General features: G+C 40.2%; 12 protein-coding genes and 1 tRNA gene. 5 read left to right on the top strand and 8 right to left on the bottom strand.

Annotation, left to right across the window (positions count from 1 at the left end):
• Window positions 1-52 precede the first annotated feature (52 nt).
• Window positions 53-685, bottom strand: coding sequence for a sensor histidine kinase (locus HR060_RS12240; RefSeq protein ID WP_174200583.1), 633 nt, complete (start codon window positions 683-685; stop codon window positions 53-55).
• Between the two features lie 247 nt (window positions 686-932).
• On the opposite strand from HR060_RS12240, the gene cysB reads away from it, so the two are divergent.
• Window positions 933-1,907, top strand: coding sequence for an HTH-type transcriptional regulator CysB (cysB, locus tag HR060_RS12245; RefSeq protein ID WP_174200584.1), 975 nt, complete (start codon window positions 933-935; stop codon window positions 1,905-1,907).
• Window positions 1,908-1,956: 49 nt separating this feature from the next.
• Here the strand turns inward: cysB and HR060_RS12250 are convergent, their stop codons facing one another.
• Together HR060_RS12250 and pabB are read right to left on the bottom strand one after the other, a co-directional pair.
• Window positions 1,957-2,628, bottom strand: a complete 672-nt coding sequence (locus tag HR060_RS12250) for an NUDIX hydrolase (RefSeq protein ID WP_174200585.1) — start codon at window positions 2,626-2,628, stop codon at window positions 1,957-1,959.
• 83 nt (window positions 2,629-2,711) lie between these two features.
• Complete coding sequence (pabB, locus tag HR060_RS12255) at window positions 2,712-4,127, bottom strand: aminodeoxychorismate synthase component I (RefSeq protein WP_174200586.1); 1,416 nt, start codon at window positions 4,125-4,127, stop codon at window positions 2,712-2,714.
• 259 nt (window positions 4,128-4,386) lie between these two features.
• On the opposite strand from pabB, the gene HR060_RS12260 reads away from it, so the two are divergent.
• A complete protein-coding gene (locus HR060_RS12260) occupies window positions 4,387-5,913 on the top strand; it encodes a fumarate hydratase (RefSeq protein WP_174200587.1) in 1,527 nt (508 codons plus the stop codon).
• Between the two features lie 83 nt (window positions 5,914-5,996).
• Here the strand turns inward: HR060_RS12260 and HR060_RS12265 are convergent, their stop codons facing one another.
• From HR060_RS12265 to rnhA, 5 genes are all read right to left on the bottom strand, one after another.
• The gene (locus HR060_RS12265; protein ID WP_174200588.1) at window positions 5,997-6,794 is read right to left on the bottom strand and encodes a M48 family metallopeptidase; all 798 of its coding nucleotides are present in this window, start codon (window positions 6,792-6,794) and stop codon (window positions 5,997-5,999) included.
• Window positions 6,794-7,171: a TM2 domain-containing protein gene (locus HR060_RS12270; RefSeq protein ID WP_174200589.1), complete on the bottom strand. Its 378-nt coding sequence runs from the start codon at window positions 7,169-7,171 to the stop codon at window positions 6,794-6,796. Before HR060_RS12270 ends, HR060_RS12265 begins: the two co-directional genes overlap by 1 nt.
• 6 nt (window positions 7,172-7,177) lie before the next feature.
• Complete coding sequence (gene yidD, locus HR060_RS12275) at window positions 7,178-7,402, bottom strand: membrane protein insertion efficiency factor YidD (protein WP_174200590.1); 225 nt, start codon at window positions 7,400-7,402, stop codon at window positions 7,178-7,180.
• Window positions 7,402-7,626 (bottom strand): DUF4177 domain-containing protein, encoded by a 225-nt coding sequence (locus tag HR060_RS12280; RefSeq protein WP_174200591.1) that lies wholly within the window; start codon window positions 7,624-7,626, stop codon window positions 7,402-7,404. Before HR060_RS12280 ends, yidD begins: the two co-directional genes overlap by 1 nt.
• A 104-nt stretch (window positions 7,627-7,730) precedes the next feature.
• Window positions 7,731-8,192 (bottom strand): ribonuclease HI, encoded by a 462-nt coding sequence (gene rnhA / locus HR060_RS12285; protein ID WP_174200592.1) that lies wholly within the window; start codon window positions 8,190-8,192, stop codon window positions 7,731-7,733.
• Window positions 8,193-8,286: 94 nt separating this feature from the next.
• On the opposite strand from rnhA, the gene dnaQ reads away from it, so the two are divergent.
• The 3 genes from dnaQ to HR060_RS12300 all read left to right on the top strand — a co-directional run bounded on the left by dnaQ (window position 8,287) and on the right by HR060_RS12300 (window position 10,762).
• The gene (gene dnaQ, locus HR060_RS12290) at window positions 8,287-9,012 is read left to right on the top strand and encodes a DNA polymerase III subunit epsilon (RefSeq protein WP_174200593.1); all 726 of its coding nucleotides are present in this window, start codon (window positions 8,287-8,289) and stop codon (window positions 9,010-9,012) included.
• Between the two features lie 15 nt (window positions 9,013-9,027).
• Complete coding sequence (locus HR060_RS12295) at window positions 9,028-10,542, top strand: TIGR03503 family protein (protein ID WP_174200594.1); 1,515 nt, start codon at window positions 9,028-9,030, stop codon at window positions 10,540-10,542.
• 146 nt (window positions 10,543-10,688) lie between these two features.
• Window positions 10,689-10,762, top strand: a tRNA-Asp gene (locus HR060_RS12300).
• Window position 10,763 lies beyond the last annotated feature (1 nt).

Genomic DNA, 10,763 nt, shown 5'->3' on the forward strand with positions numbered 1-10,763 from the left:
TATAAAGCAGTTTTGATGTTACCTAATTTTCAAAATTTAAAATAGTCCTTGTTTACGGCAAATACAACGTAAACACACTCCCACCAAGACTTCCGCCATTTTGTAATAAAATTTTTCCTTGTTTATTTTTGTTTTGATGAGCTTGTGCTATCAGTCTAGCAAAGAATAAGCCTAAGCCTGTGCGCCCAGCGTTTAAATCTAAATCATGCATTTCGACTTCACTGATTGCGAGCATAGATTCTGGGTAACCTTCACCGTTATCGGCAATTGATATTTTAAGTTGCTCAGCTTCAAGTTCAGCTTTGACGTGAATTTTACCTTTGCTGTATCTCAGCGCATTGATAAATATATCATTCAGTAAGTTGCTGATCATATCCATATCAAAATACCAAACCAGCTCACTGTCAAAATCTGCCTCTACTGATAACTGATGGTTTTCAATATACAATTCATTCTTAGCTAACACTTCATCGATTAAATCTTCGATATAATGTTCTTCTACATTTAAAGGAAGTTGATTTTTTTCGGCCCGATACAAAGAGAGCAGTTGCAACAGGTTAGTATTGAGTCTGGATGCTTCGTAGTGCAACCTCGCTAACTCTTCACTTTGTTCTTTATCTTGCTCAGCAGATTGTGTGCTTAATGTATCAATCGACTGAATCAGCATACACAGAGAGTTTTTCATATCGTGTACTGCTGAAGCTAAAACGGTCGAAAAGTCTATACTGTTGGAATTGTGCACTGATATCTCTCACTTAATCGGCGCTGGTTGTTTGTTTAAAGCTTACCACTTCGCTTATACCTTTTTGTTAGCTAAAAACTAACAAAATCTACCTTAATTTGAATAAGATAGAATTAAATTAAATTAATAGTAATAAATTTTTATAAATTTATATATAATTTGAATATAGACATTAAATCACGGTGTAGCAATGAAACTCCAACAATTGCGTTATATTGTCGAAGTGTTGAATCACAACCTAAATGTATCGGCTACTGCAGAAAGCCTTTACACCTCGCAACCAGGGATTAGTAAACAAGTTAGAATGCTCGAGGACGAGCTTGGTGTACAAGTGTTTGGCCGAAGCGGCAAGCACTTAACGCACGTCACACCTGCCGGTAAAGAAATTATTAATATCTCGCAGGAAATCTTATCTAAAGTTGAAAGTATCAAAGCGGTTGCAAGAGAGCATACCTTACCTGATGAAGGTAAATTGAATATTGCTACTACGCATACTCAAGCGCGATATGCGTTACCAGATGTCATTAAAGGCTTCATGGATAGATACCCTAAAGTTTCTTTACATATGCATCAGGGCACACCATCGCAAATCAGTGATGCAGCTGCTAAAGGTGAAGCTGATTTTGCCATTGCAACAGAAGCTCTTCACTTATACAACGATTTAGTCATGCTACCTTGTTACCACTGGAATCGCAGTATTGTAGTTACAAAAGATCACCCGCTAGCTAAATTATCTGAGGTTGGTTTAGCGGATGTGGCGCAATATCCAATTGTCACTTATGTATTTGGTTTTACTGGCCGCTCTGATTTAGATACTGCGTTTGCTGAGAAAGGACTTGATCCTAAAATAGTTTTTACTGCAACTGATGCAGATGTCATTAAAACCTATATTCGTATGGGCATCGGTATTGGTGTGATGGCGACAATGGCTATCAATCCACAAACGGATACTGATTTAGTGGCCATTGATGCCAGACACCTTTTCAAGCCAAGTACCACTAAGATTGGATTTAGAAAAGGTACTTTCTTGCGTCGTTACATGTATGACTTTATCGAGCGTTTTGCTCCGCACCTAACCAAAGATGTCGTTGAGCGTGCAATTATGCTGAAAAACGCTGATGATATCGATGCTATGTTTGCCGACTTAGATTTACCGGTACGCTAGTTACTTAGCAGAAAAAATTAATAAAAAAGCCGCTGATAAAGCGGCTTTTTTATTTCATTCTTATCAGTCTTGATTGGGTGTGTTGAGCTGATGTTAAACGCGTACACAAATCGATGAGGATACCTGCCGTTGCGCCCCATATTAACTGTCCTTGAAACGGCATGAAATACACATCAAAGCTAAAGTGACGACCTTTAAAAGTGCGTTTTATATTTTTGACCAACAGCTCTTGCTCAAAAATTAAATGCTTAAGCGGTAAAAATATAGGCTTTTCGACTTCTTGCTCATTTAACACTAAGCTATCGACATTTGGTTGTACATAAGTGAGATAGGGTTCAATGCTAAAACCAGTAAGGGTATTGAAGGTGTGCAGCTGAGTGATGAGCTGCTGTTGATTGGCTTTGATACCAATTTCTTCATCTGATTCACGAAGTGCGGTATCAAGTAACTGATTATCTAGGTTTTCATCAAATTTGCCACCGGGAAAGCTTATTTGCCCAGGGTGTGAGCGTAAAAAATCTTGCCTCTTAGTCAGTAGAATACTAATACCTTGGGTATTAGATAATTTAGGGTTATTGACTAATGGAATAGTGACTGCAGATTTTTTTAGTTTGAATTCATCGTGCTGTTTTAGCTCGGAAACTAAAGGGTGAACCGCATCGGCAGGGCTGTGGTGCAGTGTAACTTTAGAGCTCAGGTGTTCGATGTTATTCCAGTCCATTTATATCCTCTATACCCTCTATGTCCCGACCTACTTAGCTACCCTTTATGTTGCCCTGATTGTCCTTTGTTATGTCATTAGCCTTAACTATCTGACAAACAAGGTAGGATCTTAGCGACCTTATCAAAGGTTTCTTGATATTCCGATTCTGCTTTTGAATCATAAACTAAGCCGCCACCAGCCCAACAGTAGATTTTATTTTGTTCGGTCACTAAAGTACGGATGGCTATATTGGTATCCATTTTTCCACGCCAGTCGATATAACCGATTGCGCCGCAATATACATGACGCCTATGTGGTTCTAATTCTTCAATGATTTCCATTGCTCGAATTTTGGGAGCGCCGGTAATTGAGCCTCCCGGGAATGCGCCTTTGAGCAAGTCAAAAGGCGACTTATCAGAGGCAAGTTCACCTTCAATGGTTGAAACCAGGTGATGAACCGCTGGAAAGCTTTCAATCTCGAAAAGTTTAGGTACTTTTACTGTGCCAGGCTTTGCACTCCTGCTGATATCGTTTCGCAACAAATCAACAATCATCAAGTTTTCTGCTCTGTCTTTATCAGCCGATTGTAGCTGTTGTTTTAGGGCTTCATCTTGGGTTTTATTTTTGCCACGAGGTAAAGTACCTTTAATGGGTTTCGTTTCAATTCGCCCACCGTTGAGTTCTAAAAAACGCTCTGGAGATATGCTTAAAATGGCATTGTTTTCGGTGCGAATAAAGGCAGAAAAAGGCGCTTTATTTTGCTCTGTGAGCTTACTGTAAGCGTGCCATTCATCGCCTTGATATGAGGCACTAAAACGCTGCGCAAGGTTGATTTGATAACAATCGCCTTCAACGAGATAGGCTTTAACCTGTCCAAACTTAGCGTGATAATCTGCTTCACTCATATTGGCTTGCCAATCGGAAGTCAGTTCAAAATGCTGATTATGACTTTGCTCTTGGGCATCAAGCTTTGTCAGTAACTGACTAATTCTACCAAGCGCGGGGTTAAAATCGATGCCATACCAAGTATGGTGGTGACTATCGTAAATTAAAGCCCAATCATAAATGGCTAAATACATGTCAGGGCATGTTAATTCGTTTATGGCTTGGCTGGGCAGTTTTTCAATACTGCGGCCCAAATCATAACTTAACCAACCTGCTATCCCACCTAAAAATGGCAGAAAGTTATATTCAGATGTTAACAACGTTTGGTAATTATCAGGTTGTGTACGTTGCCAAATTTGCTCGGCTAACGCAAAAGGGTCTGAATCTGATTGTTCAATTGCCGTTTTAGTTCCATCAATGATACGACTGACTTCAGTTTCACCGTTTTGATGAATGACTAGATGCGAAGGCTGGCTGAGTATAATGTCAAAGCGCGAATTTTCGTGTTCACTTTTTCCTGAATCGAGCAAAATGGCGCCAGTTTGATTTTGAACCAAACTAAAAACCTTTTTACTACATGCAGTTAGATCAAGTTTGAAAACGGGTGATTGAGGGAAAGTGGTATTAGTCATTTACATTACAGCAAGATTGTCACTTGACATTGAGTCAGCTTGAAATCTGACCATTTAACGCCTTTATCTTGGTTATTTTAGTTAGCCTTTAAAACGTAACAAGGTTATCATACGAGACACTTAAAAGGGAGCGACTTTTATTGATTAAACCCGCTAGAGGTTAAAGATAAAAGCTAACTTTTGTAGCAAGACCTGAACACCTGCCACTTAAGCTTTATCGCTCTATATTTGACAACAATAAATCCACAGAGGCCTTGTTATGACGGTTATTCGCCAGCAAGATTTTATCGATAGCATCGAAGATGCTCTTCAGTATATTTCTTATTACCATCCACTCGATTTTGTTCAAGCTATCGAAAAGGCATACCACAAAGAAGAAAGCCAAGCGGCCAAAGATGCGATGGCGCAAATTTTAATTAACTCACGTATGTCGGCTGAAGGTAAGCGTCCGTTATGTCAAGATACAGGTATCGTGACTTGCTTTGTTAAAGTAGGTATGGATGTTAAGTGGGATAAAACTGACATGACTATCCAACAGATGGTTGATGAAGGTACACGTCGTGCATATAACAACCCAGACAACCCGCTTCGCGCTTCAATTGTAGCCGACCCAGCGGGTGCGCGTAAAAATACAAAAGATAACACGCCATCAGTTGTTCACATTGACACTGTGCTAGGTAGTGAAGTTGAAGTGATGATTGCTGCTAAAGGTGGTGGCTCAGAAAACAAATCTAAAATGGTGATGTTAAACCCAAGTGATTCAATTGCTGATTGGGTTGTTAAAACATTACCAACTATGGGCGCGGGCTGGTGTCCGCCGGGTATGATTGGTTTAGGTATTGGTGGTACAGCTGAAAAAGCAGGTGTATTAGCTAAAGAAAGCCTAATGGACCCAGTTGATATTCAAGAACTATTAGATCGTGGCCCTGAAAACGCAGAAGAAGAATTGCGTTTAGAAATTTATAAGCGTGCTAATGAGTTAGGTATTGGTGCACAAGGCCTAGGTGGTTTAACTACCGTTGTTGATGTAAAAATTAAATCAGTGCCAACACACGCTGCATCAAAACCAGTTGTGATGATCCCTAACTGCGCGGCAACACGTCATGCTCATTTCCATCTTGATGGTTCAGGTCCAGCGGATTTAACGCCACCTAAATTAGAAGATTGGCCTGAAATCACTTGGGAAGTAGGTGAAAATACGCGTCGCGTAAACATCGATGAAGTGACTCCTGAAAATGTACAAAGCTGGAAAACTGGTGAGACATTATTATTATCAGGTAAAATCTTAACAGGCCGTGATGCTGCTCATAAACGCATTCAAGAATATATGGAACGCGGTGAAGCTTTACCGAACGGTGTCGATTTTAATGGCCGTTTCATTTACTACGTAGGCCCAGTTGATGCGGTAGGTGATGAAGCGGTTGGTCCAGCTGGTCCAACAACATCAACACGTATGGATAAGTTCACTGACTTAATGTTATCTAAAACTGGCCTAGCGGGCATGATAGGTAAAGCTGAGCGTGGTCCTGCCACGGTAGAAAGCATTAAAGATCACAAAGCGGTTTATTTAATGGCTGTGGGTGGCGCTGCTTACCTTGTTTCTAAAGCGATTAAGAAAGCAAAAGTTGTCGCTTTTGAAGATTTAGGAATGGAAGCGATTTACGAATTTGAAGTTGAAGATATGCCAGTAACGGTTGCTGTTGACTCAACAGGTGACAATGCTCACGAAACAGGCCCTGCAATCTGGAAAGCTAAAATAGAAGATTTGAATAAAGAATTGAGCTAAATCTTGATTTTGATAACTAACAAAAAAGCCCTGATACTTTAATATCGGGGCTTTTTATTATTGGGTATTTAGACGACTACTGATTAATGGCTAAACTCGTGAACGTGATTGTTTAAGTGAGTAACGCGCTCATCAAGCGCTGGGTGAGAGCTAAGCCAACTCGTATAATTTGCATTTTCATCACTGACCGTCTTTAGCTTCTGTAAAACCTCTACCATAGCCTGATTATCACCATGTAATGCAACCAATCTTGCAGCAGCGTATTCATCAGCTTGGGTTTCGGCATCACGAGAAAACTTGGCACCAATACCAATTGATGCGCCGCTGACTAAAATATCTGCTACCGCTGATATATCACCGAGCAAGATACTCAAAGTAACTGAGACAATTGATACCTTAACCATACTTTCAACTACATGGTTATGATGGACATGACCAATTTCGTGTAACAATACCGCTTGAACTTGTTTGTCATCATTTAACAGTGAAATCATTTCATCTGTGATGACGATGGTTCCATTGGCTAGAGCAAAAGCGTTGGGCTTTTCCTCCCATGAGCGAAATAGTAGTTGGTATGTTTTGGTTAATTCTGCATGCTCAGATTGCTCTGGTACCAAGGCTTGAAACAATTGACTGTAATGGGCTTGTTGCTCAGCTGTTAATTGCGTATCAAGCATCTGATGATCTGAGAGTGATTCGATACCACTTTCATCTAAAGCTTCATAAATACTTTGCGGTAAACTTTGTGCAATCGCTTCAGATGAATAGGGCAGTACAGTATAAATAAATTTATACGTAGCAAGTGTCAGCACTAAAACGGTTGAGATAATAATCGCAGACCATTGTTTTTGTTGATCTGTCAGGTTTTGCAACAATGACATCAACTTATTCCTTTATTATGGATTTCATCCAAAATACTGGCCATTACTTGATTGTTATAGCGATAAACAATGCGCTGACTGAAAAATAACTGAGGCAGCTCTAACAAAAATACCAAGATGAGTACAATCCAACCGCCTAGCTCCAGAAAAGCGAGGCCTAATAAAATCAACACAATATTGATTGCACCTCGGCCAAATTTACCTAAGTAAAAATGATGCAGGCCAACGACAACAAACCAATTCAGTACAGCATAAGTATCGGGATCTTTTACTTTTAATTTTTCTTGTTGGTAGTAATACTGTTTTTGCTCATCGGGTAATTTGGCAATTTCTTGGCGCAGTTGTTCTTCTTCGGCTTGAAGTGCTTGCATATCCATAGTGATTTATCTCAGCGGGTCTTTTTTAATTTCGGTACAGTCGGGATCGTCACAGCGTTTTATACGCGTCCAGCCCATTTTCATACCTTTTATAACGCCGTACTTATCAATAGCTTGATAAGTGTATTCTGAGCATGTGGGCTCAAAATTACAGGTTAGGTTGAAGTGTTTTTTAGAGCCACCCGTCGCTTGGTAGCGACGAATTGCTTTTAAAATCAGCCTTTTGATCATTAAGAATGACTACGGCCTAAGGTGATGATAACCGTTTCACGCGTCCAAAATAGTAAGAAACGTTTATTTTCTATGACTTGGAATACAAGCTGCCAGCCATGTGCGGCTTCTTCGTTTAGTGTCGCTTCTAGCTTTTTTATAGGTAATCCACTTGAGCCAAGTAATAACGTACCACAGCCGCCTTCCATCACATGAATTACTTTATATTCATCATATTTTGTCATTGTTATATCCTTTTTTATTGTTGTGAGCACTTTTGATACTACAGAAAAAAACGATAAAAATGAACTGACTGAATATTGAGCACCAAGACAAGGTGCAAGGCTAGTTAGCTTTGGTAACCTTCATCTTCGAGTAAATCACTGCTGCCGGCTGCATCTCTAGCTAAATCATCACAGCGTTCATTTTCTTCATGCCCAGAATGACCTTTTACCCAATGCCATTCAACATCATGTTTACTAACTGCTTGGTCTAAACGCTGCCATAAATCAACGTTTTTGACCGGCTTTTTATCGGCTGTTTTCCAGCCTTTTTTCTTCCAGCCGTGAATCCATTGGGTGATGCCGTTTTTAACGTATTGGCTATCGGTCGTTAGATGAACTTTACAAGGTTCGGTGAGTGTTTCTAAGCCGACGATCGTCGCCAACATTTCCATCCGATTATTGGTTGTTAATTTATAACCTTGACTCAGTTCTTTGCTGTGAGGGCCAAATTTTAAGACTGCTCCATAGCCACCAGGACCTGGGTTGCCTAAACATGAGCCATCGGTAAATAAATGCACAGTTTTCATATATTTTTTTTCTGCTTATCGGGTTTTAGGTATTGCTAAGGGTGAGTATAAGTTACTATTAGGCCCAAGTATTTAATTTATTTTTGTTTTATTTATGGCACGTCAAATCATTCTGGATACAGAGACAACGGGGATGAACCAAGGCAGTGGTCCGGTTTATCAAGACCATCGAATTATAGAAATTGGTTGTGTGGAAGTGATTAATCGCCGATTAACGGGTAACAATTTTCACGTTTATATCAAACCCGATCGTATGGTCGATCCTGAAGCGATGGAAGTTCATGGTATTACAGATGAGTTTTTGGCTGACAAACCTTCGTTTGCAGATGTTGGCCCTGAGTTTCTTGACTATATTCGCGGTGCCGAAATTGTCGCTCACAACGCCTCGTTCGACGTCAGCTTTATGGATCATGAATTCAATTTAGAAAAACTGGGTGTTCAAACAAGTGATATTTGCCAAGTAACTGATAGCTTGGCGATGGCAAAAAAACTATTTCCAGGACAGCGAAATAGTTTAGACGCCTTGTGTAAACGTTATGGTATAGATAACTCACACCGTACACTTCACGGCGCTTTGCTGGATGCTGAAATCCTTGCCGATGTTTACTTATTGATGACAGGCGGTCAGACTGCTTTGAATTTAGCCAGTGAATTTGACGGTGATGCCGGAGAGGTTGGGGCGATAAGACGACTAAATTCTCAACGTCCAGCCCTAAAGATTATTCAAGCATCTGCCGATGAACTAAACAACCACCGAGAAAGACTCGAATTAGTAAAGAAAAAAGGTGGAGCTTGTATCTGGCTAGGTGAGTCTGAGTAATTGATAGGATAACCAATGACATTGCGTTTGCGCATTCTTTTTCTTTTTTGTTTAATTGTGACGTTTGGCTCGTCAGCATCTGTCCCTCAGATCAATGATGAGCAGGTTCACCCGAAAGTAAAAGTAAACAACAATGCGCAAAACATACCTGAACTGAAAATTGATAACCACTCAGCAGCCGATGCAATTCGGTTGCTTGATACACAAGGGCCATTTAATGGCATCCAGCTTTTAGATAACCGCTTTCGCATTGATTACGCGGTAGAAGAAATCACTCTCGTTTTTTTCCGTAAATACGGCTCAGCCCCGGTTATTTTAATTCGTCCTGATGGCAGTAAACTATACGCTGCTACGATCCCTCCCGAAAAAGGTGACTGGTACGACGATAAAACCTACGACATGATCCGGTTAAAAAATCCTATGGTTGGTCCTTGGCAGGTGGTTGGTAAAGTCGACAAACAAGCAAGCATGATCATGGTGATTTCAGAAATCGAGCTAATCACAGAATCGCTCCCCCCAGTTATTTTTAGTGGCGAAACAATCAAAATAGGGGCTTATCTGACCAATAACGGAGACCCGATTCATTATGCATCGTTCAGTGATGCAGTTGGGCTTGATGTTACTTTCACCAGTACTAATAACAGCAACTATCAAAACTTTGGTGCAGATGCTGTTCAAGTTGCCACGTTTATGGATGATGGAAAAGGTTTCGATCAAACACCTAAAGATGGTGTGTTCACTGGTGAGTACAGTTTCGATATTGCCGCAGGTGAATGGTTACCGAGTATGTACCTCGATTTAGGCTTGTTTAACCGTGAAGCAACATTATCACCTATTGTATTAGAACCAGTCCCTTTTAAAATCGAGGTTGAGTTAACTGAGATAAGTGGAGACTATCACCTGATTAAAATCAGCCCTGATAGTGACAAAATAGATTTCACTAGTTTTGTTTTTACCGGTAAAGCATTTTATCCAAACGGGGCTGAAGAAGAGTTCATTATCAATGAAGAGTTGATGCCAGATGAACGCCCTGATATGAGGTTATTGAAACTGGTTAATTATGATGAGGGTACATACAAAATAGAAATGATGGCTTTTGGTAAAAATACCAATAATCGAGATACCATGATTAAAGTGCCTGAGTTTTTATTTGTTGCAGAACCTCCTCCTCCTCCGGAGCCTACCCCTGAAGAAATTGCGGCATATGAAGCCAAAAAAGAAGCCGAACGTTTAGCTGCATTGGAAGCAGAAAGGATACGTTTAGCGAAAGAGCAAGCAGAGAAAGAAAAGCAAACAATGATCATCATTGGGGTCGTCAATATCGTTTTCATTCTATTGGCGGTTATTTTAATCCGGATTTTTGTTTTGGGTAAAAAGCCAAAGTTCAAATTACCTTTTGCATTGAAAATACCTAAACTTGGTAAAAATAAAGCTAAAGATGGTGATTCAGAGTCTAAAGATGGTAAAGACGATAAAAATAAAGCTCCAGACGATGACATCATTGACTTGTCATTGCCTGAAGATAGTTAGTATCTGGGCTGTTATGGTCAAATAACGGCAAGTTATTTGTTAAAAATAAGCCTGCTGGCAAAAAAATGCAGTAAATATTAAAAAAGAGCTAAATAGTATTTGACTCAAATCAGCTTACTCATTATTATGCAATCTCTTTCCAGCGCGGAGTGGTAGTTCAGTTGGTTAGAATACCGGCCTGTCACGCCGGGGGTCGCGGGTTCGAGTCCCGTCCACTCCGC

The organism is Marinifaba aquimaris, from assembly GCF_013328345.1.
Taxonomy (GTDB): Bacteria; Pseudomonadota; Gammaproteobacteria; order Enterobacterales; family Alteromonadaceae; genus Marinifaba; species Marinifaba aquimaris.

What these genes read in the sequence shown, in the direction of transcription:
- HR060_RS12240 (WP_174200583.1), bottom strand. Translation starts at nt 685, where the DNA reads ATGAAAAACTCTCTGTGTATGCTGATTCAGTCGATTGATACATTAAGC.
- cysB (WP_174200584.1), top strand. Translation starts at nt 933, where the DNA reads ATGAAACTCCAACAATTGCGTTATATTGTCGAAGTGTTGAATCACAAC.
- HR060_RS12250 (WP_174200585.1), bottom strand. Translation starts at nt 2,628, where the DNA reads ATGGACTGGAATAACATCGAACACCTGAGCTCTAAAGTTACACTGCAC.
- pabB (WP_174200586.1), bottom strand. Translation starts at nt 4,127, where the DNA reads ATGACTAATACCACTTTCCCTCAATCACCCGTTTTCAAACTTGATCTA.
- HR060_RS12260 (WP_174200587.1), top strand. Translation starts at nt 4,387, where the DNA reads ATGACGGTTATTCGCCAGCAAGATTTTATCGATAGCATCGAAGATGCT.
- HR060_RS12265 (WP_174200588.1), bottom strand. Translation starts at nt 6,794, where the DNA reads ATGTCATTGTTGCAAAACCTGACAGATCAACAAAAACAATGGTCTGCG.
- HR060_RS12270 (WP_174200589.1), bottom strand. Translation starts at nt 7,171, where the DNA reads ATGGATATGCAAGCACTTCAAGCCGAAGAAGAACAACTGCGCCAAGAA.
- yidD (WP_174200590.1), bottom strand. Translation starts at nt 7,402, where the DNA reads ATGATCAAAAGGCTGATTTTAAAAGCAATTCGTCGCTACCAAGCGACG.
- HR060_RS12280 (WP_174200591.1), bottom strand. Translation starts at nt 7,626, where the DNA reads ATGACAAAATATGATGAATATAAAGTAATTCATGTGATGGAAGGCGGC.
- rnhA (WP_174200592.1), bottom strand. Translation starts at nt 8,192, where the DNA reads ATGAAAACTGTGCATTTATTTACCGATGGCTCATGTTTAGGCAACCCA.
- dnaQ (WP_174200593.1), top strand. Translation starts at nt 8,287, where the DNA reads ATGGCACGTCAAATCATTCTGGATACAGAGACAACGGGGATGAACCAA.
- HR060_RS12295 (WP_174200594.1), top strand. Translation starts at nt 9,028, where the DNA reads ATGACATTGCGTTTGCGCATTCTTTTTCTTTTTTGTTTAATTGTGACG.